The organism is Mycobacterium sp. NGS61, from assembly GCF_059812325.1.
Genome location: NZ_JCALCL010000001.1, coordinates 643,483 through 659,265, shown reverse-complemented (window position 1 = coordinate 659,265; position 15,783 = coordinate 643,483). Strand labels below are relative to the sequence as shown.

Genomic DNA, 15,783 nt, shown 5'->3' with positions numbered 1-15,783 from the left:
GAAGATCCGTCCTTCTTGCCGGCGGCCAGAATCAGCTCGGGTGCATTCGGGTGTTAGCTGTGGTAGCTGTGCCAGGCTCTACTAGGCTGACCGGCGTGAGTGTCGAGCCGCCGCCGGAGCACGTGCTCGCGGCGTTCGGCTTGACCGGTACGGAGCCCGCGGCGCTGGGTGCCGCCTGGGAGGGCGGCTGGCGGTGCGGCGAGGTGGTGTTATCCATGGTTGCCGACAACGCCCGTGCGGCGTGGTCGGCCCGGGTGCGCGAGACCTTGTTCGTCGACGGGGTGCGCCTGGCCCGCCCGGTCCGGTCCACCGACGGGCGCTACGTGGTGTCTGGCTGGCGGGCGGACACCTTCGTCGCCGGCACCCCCGAAGCCCGCCATGACGAGGTCGTCTCTGCGGCGGTCCGGCTGCACGAGGCCACCGGCAAACTGGAGCGGCCCCGCTTTCTGACCCAGGGTCCCACCGCCCCCTGGGCTGACGTCGACGTCTTCATCGCCGCCGATCGCGCCGCCTGGGAGGAACGTCCGCTGCAGTCGGTGCCGCCGGGTGCGCGGACCGCCCCGCCGTCGGCGGACGCCGAACGATCGGTCGAGCTGATCAACCAACTCGCGACGTTGCGCAAGCCGACCCGCAGCCCCAACCAGCTGGTACACGGCGACCTGTACGGCACAGTGCTGTTCGCCGGCACCGCCCCGCCCGGCGTCACCGACATCACCCCGTACTGGCGTCCCGCCTCCTGGGCGGCCGGGGTCGTCGTCGTCGATGCATTGTCGTGGGGGGAGGCCGACGACGGTCTCATCGAACGGTGGAACGCACTGCCCGAGTGGTCGCAGATGTTGTTGCGCGCGTTGATATTCCGTTTGGCCGTTCATGCGCTGCACCCGCGTTCCACCGCCGAGGCGTTTCCCGGGCTGGCCCGCACTGCGGCACTGGTCCGGATGAATCTCTAAGTCCTGGAATCGAACTCGTAGCGGACCTCGCTCAGCGCGATCCGTCCCTCGACCGACAACACCCCTTCGGCACGCAGCAGTTCCAGCTGCCGAGACGTCAGATGCCGGGCCGGTCGCCCGGACGCGGTGATCACCCGGTGCCAGGGTAAGTCCGCGGAATCGGTGCGCATGATCCAACCGACAATGCGTGGACTGGAAAGCCTTGCGGCAGCGGCAATATCACCATAGGTGGCGACCCGGCCCGGGGGGATGGCAGCGACCAGCGAGCGCACCCGCTCGATCTGCTCGTCGGTGATCTGCGTCATCGCTACCGCGTTGTCAACAGCCTGCGCACCAGCACGGCGACCGCATCGGGCTTGGCGTGCGGCACCATGTGATCGCATTCGTAGTCCACCAATTCGAACTCGCCGCCCAGCCGGTCACGCAATGCGGCGATCAACCCGTCGCTGACGTAGGGCGGTGCGGTCCACGTGGCCCGCACCACAGTCGTGGGAATCCCGGCGGGTGGCAACACGACGTCGCGAGCCAACTCGCTCCAGTAGGACATCATTGCCGGCAGGCTGATCCGCCAGCCGTATCGTCCGTTGGGTAGTCGGATCAAGTGCTCGGCCAGGTCGGCTTCGAGTACGGCCGGGTCCACGTCGGCCCAGGAACCGCCGGCCTTCTCCTGGCGGGCCTCATCGCGGTCCGGGTAATCGGGGGCGGCCAGCATCGCCTCGGCGATCTGCGACATCCACTGGCCGTCCAACCCGATCGCCGGGTCGAGCAACAACAGGGCGCCCACCAGATCCGGTCGCGCCGCAGCCAGATGCATCGCCACCGCGCCGCCGAAAGAGTGGCCCACCACCAGCACCGGCGCGTCGGCTTCGGCGTCCAGCAATGCGGCCACCGCCGCGACGTTGGCCTCGATCGTCCACGGCGCGGCCCACGACGACCTGCCGTGCCCGATCAGATCGGGTGCGGCCACGGCGATCTCGGGCACGTAGTTGGCAAAGTGTCGCCAGCGTTCGCCGTGACCGGTCAGCCCGTGCAGCGCCAGCAGCCGGACCGGGCCGGGCGGTCCGAACCGGTGCGCATGAAGGACGGTGGTCACGCGTCGATGATGCCAGGCGGTCTCATCCCGGCATCCGGGCTGGTCAGCGCTACTTGTCGGACCTGCGTGGTTGCATGCCGGTATGTCATACAGCTGGGGCGGGGCGCAGCAACTGGTGCACCCGGATTGGCGCGGCCTGGTGCGCGTGCTGGGTGGCCCCGGAACCGGCAAGAGCTGCCTGCTGGTTGAGGCGGCCGTCACCCGGATCTCCGCAGGCGTAGATCCGGAAGCTGTTCTGCTGCTTACCGGTTCGGGCCGGCTCGGCACGCGGGAACGCAGCGCGGTGACCACCGCCTTGCTGCGCTCGAGCCACGGTCGGCCCGTCGTGGGCGAGCCGTTGGTACGCACCGTGCACAGCTACGCCTACTCCGTGCTGCGGCGGGCGGCCGAACGTAGCGGCGGGCCACCGCCGCGGTTGCTGACCGGCGCCGAGCAGGACGCTATCGTCCGCGAACTGCTGGCCGGTGACCTCCAGGACGGCGCGTCCTGGCCCGCTCATCTGCTGCCCGCGCTGCCCACCGCGGGATTCGCCAACGAACTGCGAAACCTGCTGGCGCGCTGCGCTGAACGCGGGGTCGAGCCACTCGAGCTCGAACGGTTGGGTCGCTCCTGCGGCCGGCCGGAGTGGGTCGCGGCCGGTCGATTCGCCCGGCAGTACGAGCAGGTGATGTTGTTGCGCGCGGCGGTCGGGACGGCCGCCCCGCAGGCCACCGCACCTGCACTGGCCGCCGCCGAACTGGTCGGGGCGGCACTGGAGGCGTTTGCGGTCGATCCTGAGCTGCTGGCCGCTGAACGTGCCCGGCTCCGAGTGCTTCTGGTCGACGATGCCCAGCAACTCGATCCGCAGGCCGCGCAGCTGGTGCGCGCGTTGGCTGTCGGTGCCGATGTCGCGCTGATCGCGGGTGACCCGAACCAGGCGGTGTTCGGGTTCCGGGGCGGTGATCCGGGGCTGCTGCTGGGCGGTGACCACCCAGCGGTGACGCTGAGCGCCTCACATCGGTGCGCGCCGGGCGTCGCCCGCGCGGTGAGCGGCATCGCGAGTCGGTTGCCCGGTGCTTGCCCCGGCCGGCGCATCGACGGCACCGGGGACGATGGGCGCTTCGGTGGAGTGAGCGTCCGCTTGGCCGCTTCGGCGCACGCCGAAGGCGCGCTGATCGCCGATACCCTGCGACGTGCGCACCTCGTCGACGGTGTGCCGTGGTCGCAGATGGCGGTGATCGTCCGGTCGGTGCCACGCGCCGGCGGGCGGTTGCCTCGAGCGCTGGCCGCCGCCGGTGTTCCGGTCGCGATCCCCGCGACAGGCGGGCCGCTGGCTGAGAAACCCGCGGTGCGCGCGCTGCTCACCGTCCTTCTCGCCGCCGCCGACGGACTCGACGGCGACGACGCGCTGGCACTGCTCACCGGACCGATCGGCCGGGTCGACCCCGTCTCGCTTCGCCAGTTGCGCAGGACGTTGCAGCGCAGGCAGGACGGCACGTTCGCCGATCTGTTGGTGCAGACGCTCACCGGGGACAAACCACCCGCTCCCGGAGCGCAAGCCGCTGCGCTGCGGCGAGTGCGCGCCGTGCTGGACGCGGCAGTCGATTGCCACCGCAACGGCCAGGATCCGCGCTACACGCTGTGGGCGGCCTGGCACCGGTCGGGTCTGCAGCGGCGCTGGCTGACGGCAATCGAGCGCGGTGGGCCGGCGGGGGAGCAGGCCGCGCGGGACCTCGCAGCGGTGACGGCGCTATTCGACATCACCGACGACTTCGTGTCCCGCACGTCGGGGGCGTCGCTGCGCGGACTCGTCGAGCATGTCGCGGCGTTGCAGCTGCCGCAATCCACCGCCGACCTCACGTCGCCGTCCGAACAGGTCAAGGTGCTCAGCGCGCACGCCGCCCTGGGTCACGAATGGGACCTGGTGGTGATAGCCGGACTGCAGGACGGATTGTGGCCCAACATGATTCCGCGGGGTGGCGTGTTGGCCACCCAGCGACTGCTCGATGAACTCGACGGGGTGGGTGACCATGCGTCGGTACGGGCGCCGCTGCTGGCCGAGGAGCGCCGGCTGCTGGTGGCCGCGATGGGCCGGGCGCGGCGTCGCCTGGTGCTGACCGCCGTGGACAGCGCCGACGGCGGTGGACACGAAGCCGCATTGCCGTCACCGTTCTTTTTCGAGGCCGCTCAGTGGGCGCACGGTGAAGTCGAGGAGCCGCAACCTGTTTCGGCGCCGCGCGTGCTGTCGACGCCCGCGGTGGTGGGCCGGTTGCGGGCAGTGGTGTGTGCACCCGACGGCACGGTCGACGAGACCGCACGGGCCTGCGCGGCAACCCAATTGGCGCGCCTGGCCAAAGCTGGCGTGCCGGGCGCGAATCCGGCGGACTGGCACGGTCTAACCACGGTCAGCACCGACGCGCCGCTGTCCAAACCCGACGACACCGTGACGTTGACGCCGTCGACCCTGCAGACGCTCAACGACTGTCCGCTGCGCTGGCTGGTTGAGCGGCACGGCGGGACCAACCCGCGGGAGCTGCGCTCCACTGTCGGCTCGGTGATGCATGCGCTGGTCGCCGAGTCCGGCCGCACCGAGTCGCAGCTGCTGGCGGAGCTGGACCGCGTCTGGCAACACCTTCCGTTCGAGGCGCCCTGGCATTCGGCCAACGAGCTGGCCCGCCACCGCGCCATGATCCAGGCGTTCGTGCAGTGGCGTGCGCAAACACGCGGCGAGCTGACCGAGGTCGGTGTCGAGGTCGGTGTCGACGGGATGCTCGACAAGGAGCACGGTGGGGGCCGCGAGATCCGACTGCGCGGCCGCATCGACCGGCTCGAGCGTGACGCCGCCGGTCGGCTGGTGATCGTCGACGTCAAGACCGGCAAGTCGCCGGTCAGCAAAGACGATGCGCAGCAGCACGCGCAGTTGGCGATGTATCAGCTGGCCGTGGCCGAAGGCATGATGTCCGACGGCGACGAGCCCGGCGGCGCCCGGTTGGTCTATCCCGGCAAGACCGGGGCCTCGGGCGCCACTCAACGCGAGCAGGATCCGCTGACGCCGCAGGCTCGGGAGAACTGGCGCGACCTGATCGGCCGCGCCGCCGAAGCGACGGTCGGGCCGCATTTCGTCGCCCGGCGCAACGACGGCTGTTCGCATTGCCCGGTCCGACCCTCCTGCCCCGCACACGCCGACGGGCCGGCGCAGTGACTCCGCGCTACAGCCCCGCCGAATTAGCTGGTGCGCTGGGCGTTTTACCACCCACCGACGAGCAGGCCGCAGTGATCGCGGCACCGCCGGGGCCGCTGGTGGTGATCGCCGGCGCCGGCGCCGGCAAGACCGAGACCATGGCTGCCCGCGTGGTGTGGCTGGTCGCCAACGGGTATGCCGAACCCGGCCAGGTGCTCGGCCTGACGTTCACCCGCAAGGCTGCCGGTCAGCTGCTGCGCCGCGTCCGGACCCGGCTGGCCCGCCTGTCGAGCCTCAACGCCGACTCGGGGCAAACGCCCCAACCCGCAGCCACCCCGACGGTCAGCACGTACCACGCGTTCGCCGGTTCGCTGTTGCGCGAATACGGGCTGTTGCTGCCGATCGAACCCGACACCCGGTTGCTCACCGAAACCGAGATGTGGCAGCTGGCGTTCGACGTGGTCAACCGATACCGCGGCGAACTGCACACGGAGAAGACGCCGGCCGCGGTCACCTCCCTGGTCTTGCGGCTGTGGGGTCAGCTCGCCGAACACCTCGTCGACACCGGTCAGCTCCGTGATACCCACATGGAGCTGGAGCGGCTGGTGCACACGCTGCCGCCCGGTCCGCGCCAGCGGGACAGCGGCCCCAACCAGTCGTTGCTGCGGATGCTGGCCACGCAGACCGACCGCGCCGAGCTGGTACCGCTGCTGGACGCGCTCCAGGACCGCCTGCGGGCCGACAAGGTCATGGACTTCGGCATGCAGATGGCCTCCGCTGCGCAGCTGGCGGCCGAGTTCCCGCAGGTGGGTCAGGAGTTGCGCAGCCGCTACCGGGTGGTGTTGCTGGACGAGTACCAGGACACCGGCCATTCCCAACGCATCGCGCTGTCGTCACTGTTCGGTGGCGGCTGTGATGACGGACTGGCGCTCACGGCGGTCGGCGACCCGATCCAGTCGATCTACGGGTGGCGCGGCGCCTCGGCGACCAACCTGCCGCGGTTCACCACCGACTTCCCGCTCGCCGACGGGTCGCCGGCGCCGACCCTGGAACTGCGCACCAGCTGGCGCAACCCGCCCAGCACGCTGCATCTGGCCAACGCCATATCGGCCGAGGCCAGACGCCGGTCGGTCGCGGTACGGCCACTGCGCCCGCGCCCGGATGCCCCGCCCGGAACTGTCCGCTGTGCCCTGCTTGCCGACCTGCAAACCGAGCGCGACTGGATCGCCGACCACATAGCGCAGCGGTACCGGCAGGCCCGCGACGACGGCAGCGCACCACCCACCGCGGCGGTGCTGGTCCGCCGCAACGCCGACGCCGCCCCGATCGCCGACGCGCTGCGCGTTCGCGGAATCCCGACCGAGGTCGTCGGCCTGGCCGGTCTGCTGTCGGTCCCTGAGGTCGCCGACCTGGTGGCCATGCTGCGCCTGGTCGCCGACCCGACCGCCGGCGCGGCCGCCATGCGGGTGCTGTCCGGTCCGCGCTGGCGTCTGGGCGGACGGGATATCGCCGCGCTGTGGCGCAGGGCGCAGGAGTTGGGCGACGCGCCCACCGCACCGGTGAATGCGACCGAACCTGCCTGCGCCGAAGCCATCGCGATGACGGCCGGCTCAGCTGCCGACTCGCCCTGCCTGGCCGACGCCATCTGCGATCCGGGTCCGGCCACCGGTTACTCCCCGGCCGGCTACGAGCGCATCAACGCCCTCGCCGGCGAGCTGACCGGGCTACGCGGCCACCTCGGATACTCCCTGCCCGATCTGGTCGCCGAGGTGCGCCGGGTATTGGGGCTCGACTGTGAGGTTCGTGCCCGGGCCGCTCTGCCGTGGTCGGGCACCGAGCACCTGGACGCCTTCGCCGACGAGGTCGCCGGCTACGCCGAGCGCACCGGCAACTCGAACACCGCGTCGGTCGCCGGCCTGCTGGCCTACCTCGACGTGGCCGGCGAGGTAGAGAACGGTTTGGCGCCGGCTCAACCCGCCGTCACCCGCGACCGGGTCCAAGTGCTCACCGTGCACGCCGCGAAGGGCCTGGAATGGCAGCTGGTGGCGGTGGCACACCTGTCGGGCGGCACCTTCCCGTCGACCGCGTCGCGCAGCAGCTGGCTCACCGACCCCGGTGAGCTGCCGCCGCTGTTGCGCGGTGACCGCTCCCGAGCCGGCGCACTCGGCATCCCGGTACTGGACACATCGGCGGTGACCAATCGAAAGCAGTTGTCGGACAAGATCGCCGAGCATCGCGCCGCACTCGACCAGCGACGCATCGACGAGGAGCGCCGCCTGCTGTATGTCGCTGTCACCCGGGCCGAAGACACTCTGTTGGTGTCCGGTCACCAGTGGGGTGCCACGGGAATCAAGCCTCGGGGGCCTTCGGAATTCCTCTGCGAGGTCAGGGAGATCATCGATCGTTCCGCCCAGCACGGCCAACCCTGCGGCACGGTCGAACAGTGGTCGCCCGCGCCCGCGGACGGGGAGCGAAACCCGTTGCGGGACAACGTTATCGAGGCAGTATGGCCGGTCGACCCGCTGGCTTCGCGCCGCAGTGACGTCGAACGCGGCGCGGCACTGGTGTCCGCCGCCATCTCCGCCGGGAACCTCGAGACCGGACCGGCCGATGCTGAGGGCTGGGCCGCCGACGTCGATGCACTGCTGGCCGAGCGGGCCCGCGCCGCACAACCCCCCAGCCATCGGCTGCCGAACCAGGTCTCGGTCAGCGGACTGGTGGAACTCGCGCGCGACCCCGATGGCGCCGTGCTGCGGCTGATTCACCGGCTGCCCACCCGCCCTGACCGGCATGCATTGTTGGGCAACGCATTTCACGCCTGGGTGCAGCGTTTCTACGGTACCGAGCTGCTGTTCGACCTCGGAGATCTGCCGGGGGCTGCTGATTCCGACGTCGGCGAACCCGCCGAGCTGGCCGCCCTGCAGACCGCGTTCGCCGCGTCACCATGGGCGGCCCGCACCCCGATCGCGATCGAGGTGCCCTTCGAGATGCCGATCGCCGACACCGTGGTCCGCGGCCGCATCGACGCGGTGTTCGCCGACGACGACGGCGGCACCACCGTGGTGGACTGGAAGACCGGGGAACCACCGCGCGGCCCGGAAGCCAAACGCCAGGCCGCCGTCCAGCTCGCCGTCTACCGGATGGCGTGGGCGGCCCTGCACGGTTGTCCGCAAGAGTCGGTACGTACCGCATTCCACTACGTGCGCAGCGGAACCACCGTCGTCCCGGACGAGCAACCCGGCGCCGACGAACTGGCGGTTCTGCTGACCGACTCCAGTCGCCCCCGCAGCCCCTGATCGTGGTTTCATGATGGACGTGCGGGTGACGTGCGCTGGGACCAGTACGGGTTTCCGTGGCGAAAGGTAGCTGGCGGCGGCTGAGGCGTCTCGACGAAAGGTTGACCGCCCAGCCCAGTTACGCCCTGGTCGGTGTACTGCGTATTCCGCAGGGTCGATCCAGCCCTGCCCGCATCATCTCCCGCCGCATCGCCATCGCCCTGGCGGCATTGTTCGTCGGCGCAACGACTGTCTACCTCGACCGCGACGGCTACCACGACGTGCAGGGCGATCGCCTGACCTTCCTGGACTGCCTCTACTACTCGGCGGTGACACTGTCGACGACCGGATACGGCGACATCACGCCGATCTCGGAGTTCGCGCGCGCGGCGAACGTGCTGATCATCACGCCGCTTCGCATCGCGTTCCTGATCCTGTTGGTCGGCACCACGCTCGAGGTCGTCACCGAAACGTCGCGGCAGGCATTCAAAATCCAGCGTTGGAGGAGCAGAGTGCGCAACCACACCGTCGTCATCGGATACGGGACCAAGGGCAAGACCGCGATCGCAGCGATGCTCGGCGACGACGTGGCACCCGGCGAAATCGTCGTCGTCGACACCGACCGCACCGCCCTGGACCGCGCCGCGTCCGCCGGCCTGGTGACCGTGCACGGCGACGCCACCAAATCCGACGTGCTGCGGCTGGCCGGCACCCAGCACGCGGCCTCGATCGTGGTGGCCACCAGCCGCGACGACACCGCGGTCCTGGTGACGTTGACGGCGCGCGAGCTCTCGCCGAAAGCCAAGATCGTGGCGTCCATCCGGGAGACCGAAAACCAGCACCTGCTGCAGCAGTCCGGAGCGGATTCGGTGGTGGTGTCCTCCGAGACCGCCGGCCGGTTGCTCGGCCTGGCTACCACCACCCCCAGCGTCGTACAGATGATCGAAGACCTGCTGACCCCGGAAGGCGGATTGGCGATCGCCGAACGCGAGGTGGAGCAGGCCGAGGTCGGCGGCTCGCCGCGGCACCTGCGCGACATCGTGCTCGGCGTGGTCCGGGACGGAAGGTTGCTGCGCATCGACGCACCCGAGGTCGACGCGGTCGAGGCCAGCGACCGGTTGCTGTACATCCGCCACGGGGGGCATTGATGCCCCTCGATTTCCAGCTGCGCGACGTCCCGCTGTTATCCCGCATCGGTGCCGACCGCGCCGACCAGCTGCGCACCGACATCGACGCGGCAACGGCGGGGTGGGCCGAGGCCGCCCTGCTTCGGGTCGACAACCGCAACCAGGTGTTGGCCGCCGACGGCAAAGTGGTGTTGGGCGCTGCCGCCGCACTCGGCGAGAAACCACCCGCTGAGGCGGTCTTCCTGGGCCGCGTCGAGGGCGGCCGCCACGTCTGGGCCATCCGCGCCGCACTTGAGCCGCCCGATGACGCCCCCGACGACGTCGAAGTGCTCGACCTACGCAGGCTCGGTCGCATCATCGATGACACCAGCAGTCAACTGGTCTCCGCCGCACTGGCATTGCTGAACTGGCATGACAGCGCCCGCTTCAGCCCGCTGGACGGCACGCCCACCAAGCCGGCCCGGGCCGGGTGGTCGCGGGTCAATCCGCTCACCGGGCACGAGGAGTTCCCCCGGGTCGACCCCGCGGTCATCTGTCTGGTGCACGACGGCGGCGACCGGGCCGTCCTGGCCCGCCAGGCGAACTGGCCGCCACGCATGTTCTCGCTGCTGGCCGGTTTCGTCGAGGCCGGCGAGTCGTTCGAAGTGTGTGTAGCGCGGGAGATCCGGGAGGAGATCGGGCTCACCGTCCGCGACGTCCGCTACCTCGGCAGCCAACCGTGGCCGTTTCCCCGCTCCCTGATGGTCGGGTTCCACGCGCTGGCCGACGCCGACGAGCCGTTCTCCTTCAACGACGGCGAGATCGCCGAGGCGGCCTGGTTCACCCGCGACGAGGTGCGCGCGGCGCTCGACGCCGGCGACTGGACCAGTGCGTCGGACTCCAAACTGCTGCTGCCCGGGTCGATTTCGATTGCCCGGGTGATCATCGAATCGTGGGCCGCTATGTGATGCGATCGGTGATGTTGTCCAGGATGGCGGACGCGATCCGTTCGGCGGGCTCGATGCCCAGCACGCCGACCGACATCAACACCGCGTTCTTGACCCGGTACTGATGGCTCCACCCGTTGTCGGTGATCCAAAGTGACGATGTGTCCGGTTTGTCCAGCTTGAAGTCGTATTTCGGGTCGTGCAGGGCCACGCACGCGTTCAGCGAGGCGTGCAGCTGGTCCAGTGCGCTGCGCGCGGCATGCGCGTCCGGATAGATCGCGACGGCCTGATTGACCGAGTCGACCATGGCCAGCCCGCCCGGGTCGATGTCATCGGTGACCCCGCTGTAGCCGGCACTACGGAATTCCGTCCAGCCGCCGGCGAACGTCAGGTCACTGGTTCCGGCTGCCCGGCACGGCCCCGGGGCATTGACGTCGCCGACCGGCGGATGCCGAAGATCGGCGTGCGCATGGGCGGTCAGTTCCTCGTAATTGGCGATGCGCCGCACGTCGTCGATGCTCACGATCAACGCGTCGGCTCCGGTCGCGGCGGAAGTCGGCGTGGCCGAGGTGTTGCTGTCGGAGCATCCGGCGACCAGGGTCATCGCGCAACACACGGCCAGAACCGCTCGTTGGAGCAGCGCTGACGCCATGGTCCTCATCGTAAAGCCCGGTACTACCGGGCCTGCGCATCAACGACGCCGGAAACCGCTGTGTCTAGCCGGCGGCCAGCTTCGCCTTGACCTCACCCGCACTCGGGTTGGTCAGGGTGGACCCGTCGGCGAACTTCACCGTGGGAACCGTGCGGTTGCCGCCGTTGACGGAACTGACGAATTCCGCTGCTGCCGCGTCGCGTTCGATGTCCACCTCGTCGTAGGGGATGCCCTGGGCCTTGAGCGCGGTCTTCAGCCGGAAGCAGTACCCACACCAGGTGGTCGAATAGACGGTGAGCGCAGCGTTGGTCATGACTCGTTAACGTAACGAAGCGATGAACCGTTCCGAGCGTGGCCCCGCCGAAAACCGCGACACGCCAGGTTTGTCGGCCCGCGCTGCGAAGATGGACGCCATGTCTGTGGTGACCGACCCGTTGACCGCGGGCCTGGACGACGAGCAGCGCGAAGCGGTGCTGGCCGCGCGCGGGCCGGTCTGTGTGCTGGCCGGTGCCGGAACCGGCAAGACGCGCACGATCACCCACCGCATCGCTCACCTCGTCGCCGACGGGCATGTCGCCCCCGGCCAGGTGCTGGCGGTGACGTTCACCCAGCGCGCGGCCGGTGAGATGCGGTCCCGGCTGCGCTCGCTGGATGCCGCCGCCCAGCTGGGTGCCGGTGTCGGCTCGGTGCAGGCACTGACTTTCCACGCTGCGGCGCGTCGCCAGTTGCGCTATTTCTGGCCGCGGGTGGTCAGCAACACCCGCTGGGAGTTGCTGGATACCAAATTCGCCGTGGTGGCCCGTGCGGCCAGCCGGTCCCGGCTCAACGTCAGCACCGACGACGTGCGCGACCTGGCCGGCGAGATCGAGTGGGCCAAGGCGTCATTGATCGGCCCCGAGGAATACCCGGGTGCGGTGGCCGCCGCCGGCCGCGACACCCCGCTGGACGCCGAGCAGGTCGCGGCCGTCTACACCGCCTATGAGGCGCTCAAGGTTCGCGACGAGGACGTCACGTTGCTCGACTTCGACGACCTGCTGCTGCACACCGCCGCGGCGATCGAAAACGACGCCGCGGTGGCCGGCGAATTCCGGGACCGTTATCGCTGCTTCGTCGTCGACGAATATCAGGACGTCACGCCGCTGCAGCAACGGGTGCTCTCGGCGTGGCTGGGCGACCGGGACGATCTGACCGTGGTCGGCGACGCCAACCAGACCATCTACTCGTTCACCGGCGCCTCACCGCGCTTCCTGCTGGACTTCTCCCGCCGATTCCCGGGTGCCACCGTGGTGCGGCTGGAACGCGACTACCGGTCCACCCCGCAGGTGGTGTCGCTGGCCAACCAGGTCATCGCCGCCGCCCGGGGCCGCGTCGCGGGCAGCCGACTGCAGCTGATCGGCCAGCGCCCACCGGGTCCGGCGCCGTCCTTCCGGGAACACCCCGACGAGGCCACCGAGGCTGCCGCGGTGGCCGCCAAGATCGCGGGCCTCATCGAATCCGGCACCGCGCCAAGCGAAATCGCGATTCTGTACCGGGTCAACGCGCAGTCTGAGGTGTATGAGGAAGCGCTGACCGAAGCCGGTATCGCCTATCAGGTCCGCGGGGGTGAGGGGTTCTTCAACCGTCAGGAAATCAAGCAGGCGCTGCTGGCCCTGCACCGCAGCGCCGAACGCGGTGCCGATGGTCCGCTGCCCGAATTGGTCCGCGCCGTCCTCGAGCCGCTGGGATTGACGGCCGGCGAGCCCGCCGGTACCAAAGCCCGCGAACGCTGGGAGGCCCTCACCGCGCTGGCCGAGTTGGTCGACGACGAAGTCGCCCTGCGTCCGGAGCTGCAGCTGCCGGAGTTGGTGGCCGAGCTGCGCAAGCGTGCGGACGCCCGGCACCCACCGGTGGTGCAAGGTGTCACGCTGGCGTCGCTGCACGCCGCGAAGGGCCTGGAGTGGGATGCGGTGTTCCTGGTCGGGCTGGCCGACGGCACGCTGCCCATCTCGCACGCGCTGGCGCGCGGCCCCGACAGCGAGCCGGTCGAAGAAGAGCGCCGTCTGTTCTACGTCGGAATCACAAGGGCACGTGTGCATTTGGCGTTGAGCTGGGCGCTGTCGCGGACCCAGGGCGGACGTCAGACGCGTAAGCCGTCGCGGTTCCTCAACGGCATCGCGCCTGAGCTGCGCGGCGATCCGGCGCCGGCCAGGTCGCGGCGCAACCGCGGCCCGTCGCGCTGCCGGATCTGCAACAAGGACCTCACCACGCCGGCGGCCATCATGCTGCGGCGCTGCACCACCTGCGCCGGTGACGTGGACGAAGACCTGCTGCTCAAACTCAAGGCGTGGCGCTCGGACCGGGCCAAGGAACACAAGATCGCCCCGTTCATGGTTTTCAGCGACAACACCCTGGTCGCGATCGCCGAGATGCTGCCGACCGACGACGAGGGCCTGATCGCCATCCCCGGCATCGGCGCCACCAAACTCGCGCAGTACGGGCCGGATCTGCTCGAAATGGTCCGGCACCCGCGCTGACCGGTAAACCCGCAGGTCAGAAAATCGGTTGTCGCAACAGGCTGGGACGCATTACCCTCGAAACGCATTCTGCCGGCCGGTATCGAAGGCTGGTTCGCAGAGCAACCTGGAAGGAGGGTGGCCCGCGATGTTCAACACGATCGACGTAACTGCGTCCGGCGTAGGCGTGGCTGCCCGCATGCTCTCGAGCACCATTGCCGCCGCCGCTGCGGCGGCCGCGGGTAAGCACCGCGTCGCCGCCGCGACTGAAGCGTCCATGGATTGGGGCTGCATATAACGACGTAGCAAGCCCAGTTTCGCCAAATGGCCACGGACCCGAAGTCACCAGGATCCGTGGCCATAGCTTTCGGGAAGCCCGATTCCCGACCTGGCCCGGATCGCCGAGAAGACAGCCAAACCGACCAGGAAGCAGGTGAACAGGACATGTCGGCTCTGACAGTCCCCAGACAGACGCTGCCGTGTCACGGCGGCGATCCCGACCTGTGGTTCGCCGAGACACCGGCGGACCTCGAGCGCGCCAAGACGCTGTGCACGGACTGCCCAGTCCGGCGGCAGTGCCTGACCGCCGCACTCGACCGGGCCGAACCGTGGGGGGTGTGGGGCGGCGAGATATTCGAGCGGGGCTCGATCGTCAGCCGCAAGCGCCCGCGCGGACGTCCGCGCAAGCAGGCCGCGTAGGCAACGTCAACTCAGACGGGTACCGCGTCCGGTTCGCTGAAGCCCGGGATCAGCTCCTCCGAGAGCGCCTTGATCGGCACCCGGGCGTCCAGCTGACACAGGATCGCGGCCACCGACGCGATCACCCGCATCGGGATCGCCAGCTTGGGCGGCAGGTCCATCTGCCGTGCCGTCTTGATCTGCGCGACGGACCGGTCGAACTGGCTGACCGTCATCCGCTGCAGCCACTTACGGGTGTAGTGGAAGACCTCGACCTCGATGGGTTCGACGTACTGGCGCAGCATCTCGTCGATCTCGCGGACCGACACGTCCTGGCCCCGCTGGATGAACCCGACCTTCTCCATGGTGGGCAGCAGCAGGTCGTAGTTCTTGTCGCGGGCCAGCCGGATGGTCATCCCGAGTTCGATGGGATAGCCGCCCGGCAGCGGTGCCACCGCACCGAAGTCGATGACGCCCAGACGCCCGTCGGGCAGCAGCATGAAGTTGCCGGGGTGGGCATCGCCGTGCAGCATCTCCAACCGGCGTGGCGCGTCGAAGGTGAGTTCGAGCAGCCGGACGCCGATCAGGTCGCGTTGCTCGGTGGTGCCGTGCCGGATGATCTCGGCCATGTGCAGGCCGTCGATCCACTCCTGGATCACCACCTTCGGCGCGCTGGCCACCACATGCGGCACCAGGAAGTGCGGGTGACCCTCGTAGGCCTTGGCGAAGGCCCGCTGATTGTCGGCTTCCAGGCGGTAGTCCAGTTCCATCTCGGTGCGTTCGATCAACTCGTCCACCACGCCCTGGACGTCGGCGCCGGGGGCGAGTTGTTTGAACACGCCGACCAGCCGCTGCATGGTCTTGAGGTCGGCGCGCAGGGCTTCGTCGGCACCCGGGTACTGGATCTTGACGGCGACTTCGCGACCGTCGTTCCAGATCGCCTTGTGCACCTGGCCGATGCTGGCCGACGCCACCGGGGTGTCGTTGAATTCACGGAAACGTTCGCGCCACTTGGTGCCGAGCTGGGCGTCGAGGACCCGGTGCACCTTGGCGGCCGGCAACGGGGGGGCGTCTTTCTGCAGTTTGGTCAGCGCTTCGCGGTAGGGCTCACCGAACTGCTCGGGGATGGCGGCTTCCATCACCGACAGCGCCTGGCCGACTTTCATCGCGCCGCCCTTGAGCTCGCCGAGCACGGTGAACAGCTGGTTCGCCGCCTTTTCCATCAGCTCGGCGTTGACTTCGTCCCGCGACTTGCCGGTTAACCGCTTGCCGAAGCCCAGAGCGGCCCGGCCGGCCATGCCGACCGGCAGGCTGGCGAGTTTTGCATTGCGGGCCGCACGGCCACGCTTGATTTCTGACACTCCACCATCATCCATCACGGCCAGGGCATCCGTTGCATCGATTCCGCACAGTCAGCGGTGGTTCGTCAG

12 protein-coding genes are annotated in these 15,783 nt (G+C 69.5%); 7 read left to right on the top strand and 5 right to left on the bottom strand.

All coding sequences use genetic code 11. From position 1 onward, the window contains the following. Window positions 1-95: 95 nt before the first annotated feature. Entirely contained in the window at window positions 96-950 is an 855-nt protein-coding gene (locus AC5Y3Z_RS03190) for a TIGR02569 family protein (protein ID WP_463828229.1), read from the top strand. On the opposite strand, the gene AC5Y3Z_RS03185 is transcribed toward AC5Y3Z_RS03190, so the two are convergent. Together AC5Y3Z_RS03185 and AC5Y3Z_RS03180 are read right to left on the bottom strand one after the other, a co-directional pair. Then, complete coding sequence (locus AC5Y3Z_RS03185) at window positions 947-1,255, bottom strand: MGMT family protein (protein ID WP_473139222.1); 309 nt, start codon at window positions 1,253-1,255, stop codon at window positions 947-949. The two genes, AC5Y3Z_RS03190 and AC5Y3Z_RS03185, sit on opposite strands and share 4 nt — an antisense overlap. 2 nt (window positions 1,256-1,257) lie before the next feature. Beyond that, window positions 1,258-2,043 carry an alpha/beta fold hydrolase gene (locus tag AC5Y3Z_RS03180; protein WP_473139221.1) on the bottom strand — a complete coding sequence of 262 codons (786 nt, stop codon included), beginning with the start codon at window positions 2,041-2,043 and terminating at the stop codon, window positions 1,258-1,260. Window positions 2,044-2,125: 82 nt separating this feature from the next. On the opposite strand from AC5Y3Z_RS03180, the gene AC5Y3Z_RS03175 reads away from it, so the two are divergent. From AC5Y3Z_RS03175 to nudC, 4 genes are read left to right on the top strand one after another with little or no spacing between them, the layout of a single operon-like run. Beyond that, window positions 2,126-5,224 (top strand): ATP-dependent helicase, encoded by a 3,099-nt coding sequence (locus tag AC5Y3Z_RS03175; protein WP_473139220.1) that lies wholly within the window; start codon window positions 2,126-2,128, stop codon window positions 5,222-5,224. After that, window positions 5,191-8,499 (top strand): ATP-dependent helicase, encoded by a 3,309-nt coding sequence (locus AC5Y3Z_RS03170; protein WP_473139286.1) that lies wholly within the window; start codon window positions 5,191-5,193, stop codon window positions 8,497-8,499. Before AC5Y3Z_RS03175 ends, AC5Y3Z_RS03170 begins: the two co-directional genes overlap by 34 nt. Before the next feature lie 56 nt (window positions 8,500-8,555). After that, entirely contained in the window at window positions 8,556-9,626 is a 1,071-nt protein-coding gene (locus tag AC5Y3Z_RS03165; protein ID WP_463828225.1) for a potassium channel family protein, read from the top strand. Beyond that, window positions 9,626-10,552 carry an NAD(+) diphosphatase gene (nudC, locus tag AC5Y3Z_RS03160; RefSeq protein WP_473139219.1) on the top strand — a complete coding sequence of 309 codons (927 nt, stop codon included), beginning with the start codon at window positions 9,626-9,628 and terminating at the stop codon, window positions 10,550-10,552. Before AC5Y3Z_RS03165 ends, nudC begins: the two co-directional genes overlap by 1 nt. Here the strand turns inward: nudC and AC5Y3Z_RS03155 are convergent. Then, the gene (locus AC5Y3Z_RS03155) at window positions 10,545-11,183 is read right to left on the bottom strand and encodes a sensor domain-containing protein (protein WP_473139218.1); all 639 of its coding nucleotides are present in this window, start codon (window positions 11,181-11,183) and stop codon (window positions 10,545-10,547) included. The genes nudC and AC5Y3Z_RS03155 overlap by 8 nt on opposite strands. 64 nt (window positions 11,184-11,247) lie before the next feature. Beyond that, entirely contained in the window at window positions 11,248-11,496 is a 249-nt protein-coding gene (gene mrx1, locus AC5Y3Z_RS03150; RefSeq protein WP_463828222.1) for a mycoredoxin Mrx1, read from the bottom strand. Between the two features lie 100 nt (window positions 11,497-11,596). On the opposite strand from mrx1, the gene AC5Y3Z_RS03145 reads away from it, so the two are divergent. Continuing rightward, window positions 11,597-13,696 (top strand): ATP-dependent DNA helicase UvrD2, encoded by a 2,100-nt coding sequence (locus AC5Y3Z_RS03145; protein ID WP_473139217.1) that lies wholly within the window; start codon window positions 11,597-11,599, stop codon window positions 13,694-13,696. Between the two features lie 423 nt (window positions 13,697-14,119). Next, window positions 14,120-14,374, top strand: a complete 255-nt coding sequence (locus AC5Y3Z_RS03140; RefSeq protein WP_463828219.1) for a WhiB family transcriptional regulator — start codon at window positions 14,120-14,122, stop codon at window positions 14,372-14,374. Between the two features lie 11 nt (window positions 14,375-14,385). Here AC5Y3Z_RS03140 and AC5Y3Z_RS03135 read toward each other — a convergent pair whose 3' ends face one another. Next, window positions 14,386-15,729, bottom strand: a complete 1,344-nt coding sequence (locus AC5Y3Z_RS03135; RefSeq protein ID WP_463828218.1) for a macrolide-binding ATPase MABP-1 — start codon at window positions 15,727-15,729, stop codon at window positions 14,386-14,388. Between the last annotated feature and the right edge of the window lie 54 nt (window positions 15,730-15,783).